Source organism: Kutzneria sp. 744 (assembly GCF_000568255.1).
Classification (GTDB): domain Bacteria; phylum Actinomycetota; class Actinomycetes; order Mycobacteriales; family Pseudonocardiaceae; genus Kutzneria.
In genome coordinates this window covers 10,187,668-10,203,925 of sequence record NZ_KK037166.1, presented here as the reverse complement: position 1 = coordinate 10,203,925, position 16,258 = coordinate 10,187,668, and the positions used below count along the sequence as shown (strand labels likewise).

The 16,258-nt window shown below is 69.5% G+C and carries 9 protein-coding genes and 1 pseudogene; 1 reads left to right on the top strand and 9 read right to left on the bottom strand.

Going from position 1 to position 16,258, the window contains the following annotated elements:
• The 5 genes and pseudogenes from KUTG_RS62515 to KUTG_RS46385 all read right to left on the bottom strand — a co-directional run.
• Nucleotides 1–358: pseudogene (locus tag KUTG_RS62515) on the bottom strand (transcriptional regulator); the annotation flags it as partial.
• A 239-nt stretch (nucleotides 359–597) separates the two neighbouring features.
• Nucleotides 598–1,359 carry a hypothetical protein gene (locus KUTG_RS46400; RefSeq protein ID WP_052396231.1) on the bottom strand — a complete coding sequence of 254 codons (762 nt, stop codon included), beginning with the start codon at nucleotides 1,357–1,359 and terminating at the stop codon, nucleotides 598–600.
• On the bottom strand, nucleotides 1,356–3,719 hold the full coding sequence (locus KUTG_RS46395) for a WD40 repeat domain-containing protein (RefSeq protein WP_043726295.1): 2,364 nt from the start codon (nucleotides 3,717–3,719) through the stop codon (nucleotides 1,356–1,358). Before KUTG_RS46395 ends, KUTG_RS46400 begins: the two co-directional genes overlap by 4 nt.
• A gap of 512 nt (nucleotides 3,720–4,231) precedes the next feature.
• Entirely contained in the window at nucleotides 4,232–5,365 is a 1,134-nt protein-coding gene (locus KUTG_RS46390; protein WP_043726293.1) for a caspase family protein, read from the bottom strand.
• Nucleotides 5,366–5,611: 246 nt separating this feature from the next.
• Nucleotides 5,612–6,661 (bottom strand): saccharopine dehydrogenase family protein, encoded by a 1,050-nt coding sequence (locus KUTG_RS46385; protein WP_052396230.1) that lies wholly within the window; start codon nucleotides 6,659–6,661, stop codon nucleotides 5,612–5,614.
• Nucleotides 6,662–6,791: 130 nt separating this feature from the next.
• Between KUTG_RS46385 and KUTG_RS46380 the strand changes: the two genes are divergently transcribed.
• Nucleotides 6,792–7,679, top strand: coding sequence for an AraC family transcriptional regulator (locus KUTG_RS46380; protein ID WP_043733090.1), 888 nt, complete (start codon nucleotides 6,792–6,794; stop codon nucleotides 7,677–7,679).
• A 47-nt stretch (nucleotides 7,680–7,726) separates the two neighbouring features.
• On the opposite strand, the gene KUTG_RS54855 is transcribed toward KUTG_RS46380, so the two are convergent.
• From KUTG_RS54855 to KUTG_RS46360, 4 genes are all read right to left on the bottom strand, one after another.
• Entirely contained in the window at nucleotides 7,727–10,021 is a 2,295-nt protein-coding gene (locus KUTG_RS54855) for an RCC1 domain-containing protein (protein ID WP_157495274.1), read from the bottom strand.
• Between the two features lie 162 nt (nucleotides 10,022–10,183).
• Nucleotides 10,184–10,333, bottom strand: coding sequence for a sigma factor (locus tag KUTG_RS57395; RefSeq protein WP_369794597.1), 150 nt, complete (start codon nucleotides 10,331–10,333; stop codon nucleotides 10,184–10,186).
• A gap of 61 nt (nucleotides 10,334–10,394) precedes the next feature.
• On the bottom strand, nucleotides 10,395–10,688 hold the full coding sequence (locus KUTG_RS46365) for a hypothetical protein (RefSeq protein ID WP_043726292.1): 294 nt from the start codon (nucleotides 10,686–10,688) through the stop codon (nucleotides 10,395–10,397).
• Between the two features lie 2 nt (nucleotides 10,689–10,690).
• Nucleotides 10,691–16,237, bottom strand: coding sequence for an RHS repeat-associated core domain-containing protein (locus tag KUTG_RS46360; RefSeq protein ID WP_052396228.1), 5,547 nt, complete (start codon nucleotides 16,235–16,237; stop codon nucleotides 10,691–10,693).
• Between the last annotated feature and the right edge of the window lie 21 nt (nucleotides 16,238–16,258).

Sequence of the window (16,258 nt, the reverse complement as noted above, 5' to 3'; positions counted from 1 at the left end):
CCAGCTCCCCGGACACGCGGGCGAAGGTCGGCCACAGCCTGTAAGGGTAGGGCACCTCGATCCGCACCAGCTGGCCGGTCCGGGCGGCCCGCAGGCAGGGGCCGTCGTCCTCGGCGTACTGGGCGTCGTCGATCTGCCACGCCCGCGGGTCGGTCGAGGCGCTGGTGTACGGCCCGGCCTCGCCCAGGATGGTGATGCTGGCCATGTCCGCGCCCGGCACGACCCCGACCACCTGCTCGGCCACCGCCTGCAGGATCGTCTCCTTGTGCGTGGTCGACACCAGCACGGAGGTCAACGCCTCCAGCGACTCGGCGATCTCCGCCAGCTGATCGGCCCGCAGCGGCACGTCGTCGGTCATCGCGTGATCTCCTCGCGTCGAGCCCGGCCGAGCAGGTGACCTCGACCCTGGCGTTCGCCAAAGACTTCCTGTCGTGGTCGCTGCCTGCTCAACGCACCCGACCGCGCATGATACCCACTCCGGCCCGCGGCCCGACGTTTAGCTGATCACCGGCGTGGTACGTCAGCGGCGGGACGTTGATTTCTAGAGATCACCGCCCCGAGGCCCCGCCGGTTCAGATGGCAGCCGGCGGGGCCGTCCTAACCGCAGAGGGCGCGGACCTCCGGTCGCTGGAGGTAGGCCTCGACGCCGTGGAAGGCGAACTCGCCGATGGTGAGGTCGGGGGTGTCCTCGACGCCGGCGAAGGCGCGGCCGAGGCCGCCGCGGGGCACGGCGATGATGTCGCCGACGTCGGCCAGGTTGACCCAGCGGCGCACGCCCGGCGGGCGGGCGTGGCGGCCGGGGTCCAGGCGGTCGAGGACCACGCCGGGCATGGCGAGCGGGCTGCCGATCGTGACGAGCAGGTCCACGGACAGCTCGGGGTGGTGCCAGAACGTCTCGTACGTGACGACGCTGCCGAGGGAATGGGCCACCACGACACGGGGCCGGGCCTCGGCTATGGTCTCGGCGACCGTGGCCCGAACGGCCTTGCGGCGCGGCGAGTCCACAGTGGACAGATAGGTGTGCACCTCGCGACAGAACACCATCGCCAGCCGCCGCGCGGTGTCGCCGTACTTGCGGGTCAGCCAGTCCGCCGCCTGCCGGACTCGCACGGTGTGCGGTCCCTGCGGCACGGTCCCGGCCGGCAGGAGTTGATCGACCCAGGCCAGCAGCATTTCCTGCTCCCCTGGCTCCAAGGTTGCCGGGTCGTCCACCCCCTGCCCCGTCCCGCGCCGCAGATGCGGTGAGTAGTAGGCGACCTGGACGGGCCGGCCCAGCGCCTCGCCCCACACCACGTTCAGGTCCGCGGCGATGCGCCCCGACCGGTAGTTGTTGATGCCGTGCACGCCCACGACGCTCATGACGTCCAATCCCCGTTGTGCTGGAACGTGATCACTTCACGACCGGCGCCGACCACCAAGTAGCCGTCGTCGGTGAAGTCCAGGCCGAACACCGGCCCCGGCACCGCGATCACCTGCGGCGGCCCGATCTTGTCCACCAGCCAGAACCGCACGGTCCCGTCCTCTCCGCCCGTGCAGACCGCCGGCCGGCCGCGCAGCGTGCCGGCCCGCGCCCTGATCACCTTGCCGGCATGCGACCCCGGCAGCGTGATCGAATCGGCGGAGTTCACGAGGTTGTTGAGCACGACCTGTCCCTCCGGCTCGGCGCATACCTCGTACACCGACTCGCCGATCGACAGCGTTCGCTCAAGCGCGAAGAGCTGTGCCTGGTCGCCGAATCCCGCCCAAGCAGAGGTCGGCACGGTCGTCCGGGTGAGCGGATCCCAGGCGCTGCTCTCGTCATCCTGCCGGAACACCCGGGCGAACGTTCGGCCGCCAACATCCTGGGCGACGATCTCCTCGACGCCGTCGCCGTCTTCCGACGACCAGTCGGACCATCCGGTCACCAGGTCGAACAGGCCGAGCCGACCTCCGGCGTCCCCGGCCAGCAGCATCGGCGGCGGCTCGAACGACCACCCATGGCGCGTGATCACCCCGTCGGAGGCGACGATGAACGTCCATCGATCCGGCCGCCACGCGGTGGGCACGACGTGGCATGCCGTCACGGGCCGCGGCTCGCACCCGACAGGTTGGTGTTCCCTCGGCCACCACACACTCATCGAGCCGTCCTCGGCGCCCGAGGCGACGGTGGCGCCGTCGCTGCTGATCGCGATGCACGAGACCGATGCCTGGTGGGCCGGCAGGTCGGCGACAGGCGCCTCAGACCTGGTGCCGTACAGCGTCACCACGCCCGATGCGCCGCCGATCACGACCCACTCGCCATCGGCGCTCAGCGCGAGCGCCGTTGGCCAGTTCTGCTTCTGCGCGCTCCGTCGCCAGCTGAGTCGCCAGTCCCGGACGACGTGTATCTGCCCGCTTCGGCTCAAACCAGCGGCCGTCAGGCCGTCCGTTGAAACGGCAATATGCTCCACGACATCGTCGAGCTGGTGGTACAGCATTTCCGCGCTGCCTTTTGCGTCGAGATCCCTGCGGTACATGCCCGCGCCGACACCCGCGAACAGGATCGGTTCGACGCCCCAGGCCACGGCCCAGCACCGTGCCGCCGCCAACCCGGTGTCGAAGGTCTGGACCGTATCGTGACTCTCCCACACACGGCCGGACCCGTCCGGGCGCAGAACAACGATCCTCCTGCCGTCCGGTTCCACGAACAGCGCGGTGATGCCCATGTTCTGGTCGACCGTCACGCCCTCAGGAAAGACCTCGACATCACCGAGGTACCTGCTCGCGACCGCTATTCGCATACCGTCGGCAGAGACTGCGACGTAATCGGCGGTGGCGACTGCGGTCGTCATGGCCGTCACGCGAGCCTTGGTCACGTCCCACCGAGCGACAGTGAGGTCTTCGCGGCAGCAAAGGACGGTGATGCCGTCGTCGCACACCGCGATGGACCGCAGCGTGGAATGCTGCACGTGCACGGTCCGCTGCGGCCGCCACTCAACCAGTTCACGCAGGGTCCACAGTGGTTGCCACGGCAGGCTTTTCGCCGCGTGGCGGGCCAATGTTCCTGCCCCTGCTCGCGCGGCGGCCATCGCGAGCGCCTCCGGCGTGGGATTCGAACCCAGGGCGCGCAGCAGGTCGATCAGGCGGTCGTTCTCGCCGGGTGCGGTCGCGATGCGCTCAATGGCGCCGGGCAGCAGCAGGAAGCCGGGATCGCTGAGGACTTCACCGCTGCGACGGCCAGCCTCGGTCAACACATGGCGCAGCACGTACGGCTCGGCGGCGGCCCAGTCGCGGTTGTCGGCCGGTCCCAACGGCTCCAGCAACGCGTCGAACAGGTCGGCTTCCTCGCGCAGGTGATCGACCAGGCCCTGGTGGAACAGCCGGTAGACCGTGGTCCGGTCGGTGTCGGTGGACTGGCGGACGTAGAACTTGGCCTCGATGAGCGCGTTTCGCACATCCGCCAACGAAGGACGTGGCCCACGGGAGAAGCCGGCGGCGACCCGGGCCAGCACGGTGATCGGCATGCCCTGGTCCCGGGCATGGGCCAGGGCGGCCAGCACGGGCCGGACGTACGGCTGGTCGGAGCTCTCGGCAAGGTCCACGTCCAGCACGTCGGGCAGGGTGTGAGGCACGGCCGCGCCGAGGGCGGCGGCGGCCTCGGAGGTGAGCGCCCCGGCGTCGGGGTTGGTGGCGACCAGGTGCCGGGTGTACAGGCCGGCCACCAGGAACGGGCCCCAGTCGCCGGTTCGCTCGTACGCCAAGGTGTTGGCGACCTCACTGGCGAAGGCCCCGGTGACGCCGCCACGGGCGTTTGTAGCTCGGGATGGTCCGCAGCAACGTGTTGACGTACTTGTGCAGATCCTCCTCCAGCACCTCCTCCTTCACCACGTCCAGGTCGACGACGAGGTAATTGTCTGCGCTCGAAATCGTAGCATATCTTCGGACTTTACATTGTTGGAACATGCGGATCTATCACAAAACCTATGTGATGCACTCTCCGGATCCTGCTTCCAACTGCCGAATACGCCTGTCGGGTGCACACGACATTCCCCCAGGGTTCGTGACCATGACGGTGTTCTAGAGTCAGTTCCCATGGAGCGGGAAGGACATGGTAGAAAATCCCGATACCCTTAAAGGATGTCCGCTTCTTCAAGGACGCGACCACCGTCCGATTTAGGGCCTCCCACGGTAGACGCTAAAGGCCCACTGTATGGATGCCAACTATCCGGGGAATCGTGCCGGAAAAAGGCGGTCTGTAACGGCTGGCCAGTGATTAATGGACACGCACGATCGCCGGCACCCTGCGCTGCCGGGCGTGCACGGCGGCCAGCCGATCCACCTGGTACGGCGCGCGTTCGACCTCGTTCCAGATCGGACGGGTCGGCCGGCGCAGGACCTTGTGCCCGGCGCAGACCATGATGCCCAGCAGCGCGGACTTGCCGACCCCGGGACTGCCGATGACCACGCACAGGCCGCCGACCTCGGGCCGGTCCATCCACCCCGACAGCTCGATCAGCTGCGCCTTGCGCCCACTGAAGCAGCCGATCAACTGGCCGGGCAGCTGGTCGGTCAGCCGGCCGACACCGGCCGCCCGGTCCAGGAAGTGCCGGGCGTCCAGTCCCTCGTCCAGCTCGTCGAGGAACGGCCGGAGCGCGGGGTGCAGGCCGGTGCGCATCCTGGTGTGCTCGTTGTCCGCGTGCCCGAAGTTGCGGAAGAACGGCAGGTCCGGGTCGGAGCTGATGTCCTGGAGGCTGGCGGTGACCGTCTGCCCGTACGAGTCGGCCTCGACGGTCAGGCGGTTCACCTCCTGTCGCAGGGCGCGGGCGATCGTCGTGAGCGGGACGTGCGAGACCGTCGGATCGACGTCGAACTCGTTGTCCCGCAGGCCGTTGAGCACCGCGACCAGCGCCTGGCTGAACCGGCCGTCGTAGGCCGCCTGGTCACGCTGGCACGCGGCGACGACCCAGCCTCGGGTCCGCTCGGAGTCGAGGCGCTGCTGCCACGGCAGCCGCGCGGCGGTCCCGGCGCAGCACAAGTCGAGCAGGAACAGCGTGCGCGGGCCGCCGAGCTGGAGGTTCTTGAGCCATTGGTCGACGTCGAGCACCGGGTTCTTGATCCCGTCCGAGCCCAGCACGTAGACGGTGCTGTCGCCGTCGCCGAGCTCGCCGTGGCTGAGCACGTGCACGATCAGCAGGTCGTCGGCCGTGCAGGCCTTGAGCGCCGCCTGGATCCGCGCGCCGAGCTGCTCGGCGTCGAGGGTGTCCGCCGCTATCTCGGTGACCTCGTAGTCGACCTTCCGCAGCGCGGTGGCCACCTGGGTGACCAGCTCGGCCGCGAAGTCGAGCGCCGCCAGCCCGTGATGGTGGCGAACGCCGATGGTGATCGCCTTCAAGCGGGTGTCGGCCAACTCGACTGCACCTCCGGACGTCCTGCCCCCATCCTCGGCGCACACCGGACCGGGGTTACCTCGATCGGCCCGCTGTCACCCGGGTGGCCGCCCGCGGCCTCCGGTGGACATCCTGCATACAAGACGTACACAGTGCGTGCACCAATCGAGGCGGAGGCGATCATGGGCACGGACGGCACGTTGGCCGCGAAGCGGACGCCGCTCACCCGTGACCAGAGAAATGCCTTCACGCCAAGGACATGGACTTCAGCAAGGCCGATCCGACGGTGGCGACGGCCTCGGGCTGATGCTCCAGCTCAGGCCGACAGCGGACAGGAAGTCAGCAGCCTCGAAGGCCTGCGCCGGGGCCAGCACGCCGGGCTTTGCGTCATCGGCGATAAGTCGACGGGCGGCTTCGACGGCGATCGTCGCGGTGGTGCCGTAGGTGTCGACTCCTTGCACCAGCCCCCGGAGGCCGCGGCCATCGGGTGTGGTGGCGTCGAAGACGTACGTGAACCGTTGGGAGAGACGGGCTTCCGGAGTGGGACCTTCCGGCAGGGTGTCGATGAGCTCCGGAGGTACGGACGTGCTCAGCCGAGCGACGAGTGCCGCCTCGGCCAGGCCCTCGACGTGGCCGACCCGCACATGCCGTGGGATCGTCACGACTTCGGGGAGCGGAAACTTGGCCATCTCGGTCGGTTCTGACGCGCCGGGAAGGACGATGGATGTGTTCCGGGCCGGCAGACCGCTGTGCCACGCGCCGTTGTCGTAGGTGAGGCCGCCGGTGGTGAGCGCGTCGAGGGTGTGCAGCGCGGAACGCAGCGATCCCCGGGACGGTCCGCCGCCGACGATGACGTGGCTGACGGTGATCTGGTCGATCGACGTGAGTCGGTCGGCGATCAGGTGCGCGACCAGATCTCCGGGCAGGCAGCCATCATTGACCGCCGGGACGACGGTGACGCCACGGCGTTCGGCCTCGCCGGCGAGGGTGTCGAAGATCGTCTTGAGGTAGAGCTGCTCGCCCGCGGTGTCGACGTAGTGGCAGCCGGCGTCGATCGCGGCCCGCACCACGGCTTGTCCGGAGGCGGTGAACGGTCCGGCGCAGTTGATCACCGCATCGCACCCGGCGAAGCTGTGCGTCAGGGTGGTGCGGTCGGCGACTCGCCGCGGGCTCGCGGCGAGGCCGACCTCCGTCGCGGCCCGGCGCAGGCGCTCGGCGTCGCGGCCGACGAGTACAGCGTCGATGCCCCGGCGGGACAGTTCGGTGAGCACGAGTTTGGCCTGGTAGCCGCTGGCTCCGTACACGGCGATGCGCACGTCGGTCTCCTGTTCGGAAGATGAGCTACACAGCGACGGTATGGCGACTTCGGTGGACTTCCTATGCTTCTACGTCCGCTATTCATGCGTGATCGTCTCGCTGAGGGGCTCAAGGCGATACGCTGGCGTGGTGGACGTGCTCTCCGACGCGGTCATGGCGATGCGCACCGGCCGCCCGCACTCGGCCCGGGTGCGGCGTTCGGCGCCGTTCGGCCGGCGGTTCCCGCCGGTGGCCGGAGCCGGATTTCACGTTGTGCTGCAAGGAAGCTGCTGGTTGCTCCCGCCCGACGGCGACCCGATCGCGCTGGCGCCGGGCGAAGTCGTGTTCCTGCCCCGCGGAAGCGCCCACGGACTGACCGACGACCCTTCCACGCCGACTGTGGAGACAACCGTGTCGCTGGCCGAGGTCCGGCCCGATGACGACGACGCGTCGACCGCCACGATCATGGTGTGCGGCGCGTACCTGCTGGACCAGACGCGCCCCCATCCCCTGTTCGGCGAGCTGCCCGACGTGATCCACCTGTCGGCGCGGGCCGGCCGGCATCCGGCGCTGCGCGCGACGCTGGACCTGCTCGACATGGAACTGGAGCAGGTTCGCCCGGGCTCGGGTGCGATGCTGCCTGCCCTGCTTGACCTGCTGCTCCTGCACGTCCTGCGTGCGTGGTTCGACGAGCAGGTCACCGGCGGTTGGGTCGCCGCCCTGCGTGATCCCGCGGTCGGTGCGGCGCTCAGCGCTCTCCACCACGAGCCGAGTCGACAGTGGACAGTCGCCGAACTGGCCAGCCACGCGGGTTTGTCCCGAGCCGCCTTCGCCCGCCGCTTCGCCACACTGGTCGGCCAGCCCCCGTTGACCTACCTCACCTGGTGGCGGCTGACCCTGGCCGCCGGGCTCCTGCGCGGTTCCGACACGCCACTGTCCACTGTGGCCCGCCAGATCGGCTACACCTCGGAGTTCGCCTTCGCCCATGCCTTCAAACGCCAGTACGGCCAGCCGCCCGGACGGTTTCGGCATTCGTGACCATGTGAGGTCCTGGCGCCGTGGACCGCCCACGGCGCCAGGCGGTGTCACGGCACCAGGGCGTAGCCCACGTCGACGCCGGCCGAGATCGCGCTGACCCCGGTCGGCTGGTTCAGCCGCAGCGGGACCGCGGAGCGCGCGGGGTGGCCGTCCACCGGCCCGAGCTCGTCTTCCGAGTTCCGGCCCCAGGCCCAGACCCGGCCGGCGGTGTCGAGCGCGTAGCCGCCGTTGCCCATGCCGGTGATCGACTGGACGTTGATCAGGCCGCTCATCGTCTTGGGCGTGCCGGAGAAGCACTCGCAGTCGACGCCCGTGCCGGTGGCGCCCTCGTACTGGCTGCCCCAGCCCCAGGTGCTGCCGTCGGCCAACGCGGCGAAGGTGTTGTTGCCGTCCATGCCGACCGTCGTGGCCGGCCCGATGCCCTTCACCTGCGCGGGCAGGTTGGAGTAGCAGTTGGGCGCGGTGCTGCCGACCATCTCGCAGCCGGAGTCGACGCCGCCGACTGTGCCGTTGCCGAGCTGTCCCTGGCGGTTGTCACCCCACGTCCACACCGTGCCGTCGTTCTTCAGCGCAATCGCGCCGTAGCCCCTCGACTCGATGGCGCGAATGTCGGACAGGCCGCTGACCTGGACCGGCGTCCCCGCGAACTGCGGGGTGTCCGAGCCGGTGCCCAGCGCGCCGAACCCGTTGGAGCCCCACGACCAGACGGTGCCGTCGTTCTTCAGTGCGTACGACACGCCGAGGCCCGAAGCGACCGCCTTCACGCCGGACAGGCCCGGCACCTGTCCCGGCTGGTAGTGCCCGCCGGAGGGCGCGCCCGATCCCCACGACCACACCGTCCCGTCGGACTTCAGCGCCACGGTGCCGGACAGCGCCGTCACATGGTCGAGGCCGATGGCCGGCACCGGGATCAGCGACTCGCCGCCCCACCAGCCGTTGCCCAGCTCGCCGCCGTAGTTGAAGCCCCAGGACCAGACCGTGCCGTCGGCCAGCAGGGCGTGCGAGCCGGAGATCGCCTTCACGCCGGACAGGCCGTACACCGGGAGCGGGGTGGCCGAGCCGCCCACGGCGCCGGTGCCCAACTGGTTGAGGTAGCTGCTACCCCACGCGTAGACGCAACCGCTGGCGCACGGCTTGGGCGGCAGGAAGAAGTAGCCGGACAGGTCGGCGATCAGCTGCACGTTGCCGTTGGCGTTGTACAGGGTCACCGAGCTGTTGACGCCGGTGCCGACCGCGACGAGGTTGGCCGCGGTCTGCCCGGTGGTCAGGTTCAGGTTCGAGCCGTCCTCACGGCCCTGGCCGGTCGGCCGGGCGGCGACGTAGGTGCCGGTCGTGGGCTCGGCGCCGGTCAGGTTCAGCACCGCGCCGGTCGCGGACGCCGGGACGTTGGCGCCCAGCGTCAGGTTGACCTCGCCGCCGGGGCCGACCGGGCCGGTCGCGCCGCCGGTGCCGTCGCGGGTGTCCAGCACGCGGGTCGGCGTGATCGGGGCGAAGAGCGAGCCGTAGTCCGGGGTGTAGAAGCCGGCCAGGTCGACCACCAGATCAACCGTGCCGAAGTGGTTGGCCAGGCTGAACTTCCGGCCCGCCCCGAGCGCGATGGTGACCAGGTTCGGCGAGGTCGCGCCACCGGTCAGGTTCAGGTTGGAGGTGTTCGGCATCGCAGTGCCGGCCGGCCACGCCGTGATGAAGGTGCCGGTGGACGCGTCGGTGCCGGTGAGGTTGAACGTCACCGCGGTGGCCGACGCCGGCACCCGGTCCGACAGGTCGACGGTCACGACCCCACCAGACCCGACCGGGTTCGGCGGGTTGGGGCCGATCTGGACGCGGGTGTCCAGCACCCGGGTCGGGCTGGTCAGCGCCATGTACTTGCCGGCCGCGTCGGTGCCGTAGTAACCGGTCAGGTCGGCGACGAGATGCACCGTGCCCTGGAAGTTGAACAGGTTGACCTTGCGGTCCGCGCCGAGCGCGACGGTCACCAGGTTCGGGCGGGTCTCACCGGCGGCCAGGTTCAGGTTCGAGGCCGAGGTTCGGTTCGTGCCGCTGGGAAAGACCGTGACGTACGTGGACGCGGTCGGCTCGGTGCCGGTCACGTTCAGCACCACAGCGGTCGTCGATGCCGGCACGCGGGCCGACAGGTCGAGGGAGATGGTGGAGCCCGGTCCGACGGGCGTGGTCGCGCCTGCCGTGCCGGTGCCGTCCCGGGTGTCGAGCACCCGAACCGGCGAGATCGGGGTGAACGGCGCCCCGGTCGGCGTCGCGGCGGACACGGCCGGGCCGGCTCCCGCCGTGATCAGTGCGCCAACCAGCCCAGCAGCCAGCGCCAAGTAGCCGATGCGTCTCATGCTGTCCCTTTTCCGAGGTCAGGACAGCCACGGACGTGCCTGCCCCCCTGGTGCGACATCATCGGCCTCGGCCGGGACCTTGTCTCTGTGTTTCAGGCAACTTGCCGGCCGTCAGGAATGCGGTTCCTCGGTGACGCTGATGGTCGTAGGCGCACCCGTGGATCAGGACGATCCCCGCAGATCCGCGCCGTCCGCCCGCAGCCACACGTCCTGCGTGACATCCTCGGCATCCGCCACGCTGCCCAGAATCCGGTACGCCGCACCGAACACCGCCGGCCGATGCGTCTCCCAGTCCCGCGGCCCGTCGCCCATGCCTCCACTGCAACCAGCAGCCGTGCCCCCGGCCTCGACCAGGAGCACGGCTGCGTCAGGCCTACTTCCGCAGGCTCAGCGCCAGTTGCTGAGGCCCGTTGAGGCCGAGCACCCGCGCCGTGACGGCGCTGCCGATCGCCGGGAAGTCCTCCGGGCCGTGCACGTCCTCCCCCTCCACCTCGGTGGCGTTGACGTTGCCGTAGGTGTCGTGGTCGGGCAGGTACAGGCCCAGACCGAACGGGTGGTGGCACACCACCTCGCCGCGCACCACCTCCCCCACCGGCAGGGCGACCAGTTCGACCGCGCCCGGCCGGTGCATGTCCCAGTTCGGGTCACGATGCCTGGGCTGACTCATGCTCACCTCCACCAGTGCCGGTAATAGGCGTTCAACTGCGACACCTTGGCCGCGGGAATGACGACCTGGGTCGACCACCCATCGTAGCCACGCTCGTACTGCTTCCATTTCGCGTCCCAGTCCCGCTTGGGGATCAGCACCTCGAAGTAGCCCTCGCCGTAGATCTTGGCCCATTTCTCGGCCACCGAGCGGTCCCGGCTGAAGTAGGCGCTGTCGTCGCCGCCGTCCATCTGGAACTGGGACGCCTGGAAACCGTGCTTGTCGATGCACTCGCCCATGCCGCGCTGGGGCGCCTTGAAGATCGGCACCATCTCGTCGTCGTCATTACGCGGCGTCGGCGGGCGCGGGACCGCGGTCGGCCCCTCGGTCGGCTGGTTCTGCGGTGTCGGCTCGTCCTTGGTGCCGGTGGGAATGCGGATCTTGGGCATCGACATCGGTGACGGCACGGACAGCGTGCCGCCGGCGAAGTAGCCGACGATGGTGGTGGCCCCCACCGCGAACGCCCCGGCGACCAGGGGCAGGTCGAGCCCGCCGGTCAACACGACCGAGCCGACCAGCGCGACACCGACCACCGCCCCGATCAGACCGCCGACAATGGCGCCGAAAACGCTCCACTGACCGGTCGGGTCGTTGGCGTTGAGCGGATTGCCCAGCGCGTACGCGTACGGCGTGCCGGTGCTGTCGACCATGGGATCGACCGTGAGGAACAGCGCGGTCGACGGATCGTAGTAACGGGACTTCAGGTAGACGAACCCGGTCTCGTTGTCGGCGTAGCCCTCGCCGTACTGCAGCGGAGTGTCGGTGCCGGTGTGGCTGGTGACCTTGCCGTACGGGGTGTAGGCGTACGTGCCGCTGATCTGTCCGGCGGCGTTGGTCAGCGCCCGGGTGTTGCCCAGCTGGTCGTGGAAGTACCAGAAGGTGCCGGCCGATCCGATCTGTTCGATCGGCAGGCCGCCCGGCCCGTACAGATAACTGTTCGTGCCGTCGCCGACCAGGTTCTCGCCGTCCCACGTGAAGTGGGTCGTCGTGCTGCCGACGGTCTTGGCGGTGCGCAGGCCGGCGCCGTTGTAGGTGTAGCCGGCGTTGCCGGCCGGCGTGGTGGCGGTGACCAGCCGGTTGGCCTGGTCGTAGGAGTAGGTGCTGGCCGTGCCGGCCTTGGTCCGGTTCCCGAGCCCGTCGTAGGTGTAGGCGGTGGCCCCCGTCGGCGCCAAGGCGCAGGTGGGGTTGGCGACCGGCGTGGCCACGGTCCAGCAGAGCTGCCCGGCGCCGTCGAAGGCCTGCTGGCTGCCGCCGACCAGGGTCGGGTTGCCCGCCGGGTCGGTGCTGAACGAGCTGGTCGTGCCGCCGGAGGTGACGGACGAGAGCTGGTTCAGCTTGGTGTAGGCGTAGGTCTGCGGCCCGTCGGGCAGCCCGGTCGGGTTCTGCGCGGTCAGCTGGTTGGCGGCGTCCCGCGAGTAGCCGAGGGCGGCCAGCGCGGTGCCGCCCGGCCCGGTCAGCGATGACGAGGCGACCTCGTCGGCGTTGTCGTAGCCGCTGGTGACCGTGGTTCCGTTGGGATAGGTGATGGTCAGCAGCTGGCCGTCGTGGCCGTAGCCGAACCTGGTGGTGTTGTTGTTCCAGTCGGTGATGCCGGTCAGCCGGCTGGCCGCGTCGAAGGTGCGGGTGACCTTCTGCCCCGCGCCGCCGGGATAGGTGACCCCGGTCGGCCGCCCGGCCGGGTCGTAGCCGTAGACCAGGGCCGCGCCGGATCCGTCGGTGGTGCCGGTGACATCGCCGAACGCGTCGTAGGTCCAGGTCGACGTGCCGGTGTTGTCGGTCATCGAGACCTGTTGCCCCACCGAGTTCCGGACGTAGGACACCGCCGGTGTCACGCCGTCAGAGTAGCTGGTCCCGATGAGCTGACCGGCCGCGTCGAACCGGTCGGTGGTGGTGCGGCCGGCGGGATCGGTGGTGGTGACCGGGTTGCTGGCCTTGTCGTACCCGGACTTCCACACCTGCCCGTCCGGATTGGCCCGCGTGACGGCCCGGGCCCGGCTGTCGTAGGTGTAGCTGGTCTTGTTGCCGGCGGCGTCGATGGTGTCGGCGACGGTGCCGTCGGGGTTGAAGTCGGTCTTGGCGGTCGTGCCGTCGGCCCGCGCCAGCGCGACGACGTTGCCCATGGCGTCGTAGGTGGTCGTGCTGGTGTGGCCGTTGCCGTCGGTGTCGGTCAGCTTCTCGCCGTCGGCGTCGTACGTCGATGTTTCCGTGTGCCCCAAGGGATCCACGGTCTTCGCGACATTGCCGAAGGCGTCGTACTGACTGGTGACGCAGCCCTTGGCCGGCGGGGTGCAGCCCGGTGTCACACCGGCGGCCACGCCTTCCGGCGAGACCGTGGACGTGACCCGACCGGTGGCGGTGTCGTAGCCGATCATCGCCTTGTCGCCGGCCGCGTTGGCGGCGGTGACCATCTCGCCGTACGCGTCGTACGTCGCGATCGCGGTGTTACCGGCCGCGTCCACCGAGCGCGTTCGGTCGGACGGATGCGCCGGATCGTCGTAGTAGTAGGAAACCGTGCGCGAAGGCAGCGCGACCGGGCCGCTGTTGACGATCTCGCTCGACGGCGCGAGCTGCGTGGTGACCACGCTGGTGAGATCGCCGTAGGCGAAGCCACCGGCATTCGCGCCGCCGCCGGGCAGGACGATGTGCCCGGCCTCGTCGATGTTGTTGGTGGTGCGCACACCCTGCGGCGTGATGGTGGCGATCAGGTTGCCGTGGTCGTCGTACTGGTAGTTCGTCGCGAAGCCACGGGCATCGGAGGCGCTGATCTTGTTGCCGTGGTCGTCGTAGGCGAACGTCTGCAGATTGCCCAGCGGGTCGGTGATCGACGAGATGCCCAGCGTCACCGGATCATAGGTATAGGTCGAGGTTCCGGCGTCAGGTGTGCCGTAGCCCTTGGTCTCGCTGGTCAGCAGGCCGTTGCTGTAGCTCTGCAGATCCTGATGGCCGGCGGGATCCGTGACCAGCACCTGCCCCACCGCCAGCCCGCCGTCCGGGCCGTAGGTGAAGGATGTGGTGTGGCCCAACGGGTCGGTCTGCGTCAGCACCCGTTCGCTGCCGTCGTAGGTCATCGACGTGATCGGCGCGGGCGTCGCCGTGACGCCGAAGTTCTTCGGCGTGCGCATGGACGTCATCAGATGCGTGGCGGCCTGGTAGCCGTACTGCATGTGATCGTCGTCCTTGAGCACCGGCGTCCGGGTCGTGCCGATTCCGTAGACGTCGGTGAGGTTTCCGTTGCCGTCGTAGGCATAGCTGACCTGACGGCCGGCGGTGTCCGACAGCCCGGTGATGTGGTTTCCGGTCCACGTCAGCGTGTACCGGCGCGAGGCCGGGTCGGTGATCGTGGCCAGGTGCCCGGCGCCGTCGTAGCCGAAGCTGAGCGCGTACGGCGGCGAGGCCTTGCTGCCGGCGATGTCGGTCTGCGACTGCATCCGGCCGGTCGCGACGTCGTAGGTGAAAATGTCGGTGCCGCGCCGGGTATAGGTGTAACTGCTGCCGTTGCGGACCAGCGTGGCGTCGTACCGCGGCGCGGACGGCACGTAGCCGCCGCCCTGCGGCAGGAAGGTGACAACGGAGCCATCTTCCTGAGTGATCGTCACATTTCCGGTGGCGGAGTCGGTGGTGGTGAATGAGTTGTAGTTGAACGTCCAGCCGTAGCCGAACGGGCCGTCGGCCGCGAGCTTTCCGTTGGGGCCCTGAGGATCGGCGATCGACTCGGCGTAGGACCGAGTCAGCGTCAACGGGAGACGGCCCTTGGTCGACAGGTCGGTGAACGTGTCACCGAAGTACCCGGTGGAGGTGTCCACCGGGTCGCCGGCCGTGCGCCTCACGCAGCCGCAGTTGACGAACGCCGGGTTGCTGCCCTTCGGGGCGTCCAGCACCGTCGGCGGGCCCCCGATCACCGCGCCCGCGCCCATCGGGATGAAGGCGACCGCGTCGAAGGCGACGTCGAAGTTCGAGTAGTCGATGGCGTTGGTGCCGCCGGTGACCGGCGACTCGTTGGTCAGCTGGACGTAGCCGCCGGGCTGCATCGCGACGGTGGCGATGGTGACCCACTGCTCGGACTGCCAGTCCTGGTTGACCCGGTACTGCCACGGCGCGACGCCGCCGCCGGGATAGATCTTGTACACCACGTTGGTGGCGGTGGCGCCGATCGACGGGATGTGCAGCTTGATCTTGTAGTTCTGGGCCCCGCCGGAGAGGTTCGGCGTCCACGAGCCGGTGTTGATCAGCGTCGGGTCGGAGCCGGTCTCGGTGTGCGTGAACAGCGAGTGCCCGCCGAGGCCGGCGCCGAGCTGGTGGGTGTCGATCGCGCCTACCGGATCGCCCTTGTTGTTGGCCCCGTAGCTGTAGCTGAAGGTGCCGCCCTGCGACCAGTTCGGGTTCGAGCAGCCCTGCAGGTTCAGGTCCGGGTAGGACTGGGCCTCGTCCACGATGATCGGCGTGCCGCCGCCGCCCAGCTTGGAGAAGTCGACCTGGCAGGACGGTGGCCACGGGTCGGCCACCGAGGGCTCATGGCCGCCGCTGGCGGTGTAGTCGGCCGTCGCGCAGGTCTGGGCGCAGTTGGAGATCCACGTCTTCGGCGCGTGCCACCAGCACTCGTAGTCCGAGAGAGTGCAGGCTCCGGCGTCCGGCGTGGTCGGGTTGGTGCTGCCTGGCTGGCACTTGTTGTCCGCCGGCGTGCAGAACGTGGAGAAGCCCGGCAGCTGCGGCCAGCTGCTGCCGCCGTGGTAGCTGGGCTTGGCGTAGGCCGGATTGCCGCCCCGCAGCAGCGGCGACGCCATCCAGCCGGTGATCCGCTCCTCGTACGGCCAGCTGGCCGGGTGGGCGGCGTCGGCGTAGGTCAGCTTCAGGTACGGCGCCCGGTTCGGCGGGTACACCGGGTTGAGCGGGTTGTTGGCCCAGCCGAGACCCCAGGTGCCGTCGGGGCCGGTGCAGGTCGGGCTGGGCGTGCAGCCCGTGGTGTTGCCGTAGGAGGCGTCGCGCGGCTGGATACCGGAGTTGTAGGCCCACGCCGCGAAGTACCAGTTCTCCAGGTAGCGCGGGTTGCCGTCGTTGGCGATGATGCCGGCGGTGTAGAGCTTGTTCCAGGTGGTCTGCAGGATCTGCAGCGCGTAGGCGATGTTCTCCTGGTAGTCCACGGCGACCTTGGTCTGGCCGTTGACGCTGAGGATCTGGCCGGTGGACGCCACGTCCATGCCGGTGGTGGCCTGGCCGACGCCGTAGCCGCAGTCCGCGCCGGCGTAGTTGATCGACGTGATGTCGCCGCCCGCGCCGTAGTAGTCGGCGATCAGCGGGTCCGAGGCCATGCCCGGCAGCGCGTGCCACGAGGCCTGGTTCCAGTTGGACTCCTGGGCCATGATCGCCTCGAACACCGAGCGCGGCACCGAGTCCCAGCCGTCCGAGGAGGGGTGGGAGAGCGGGATCTTCGGGAAGTTGTCGTTCGGCGCGTACGCCGCCAGGCCCAGGTTGGCGAAGCCGGCGGGCGGAGTACTCTCGTCCCGAGCTAGCACCCTTTGTGCACGTGCACAGGC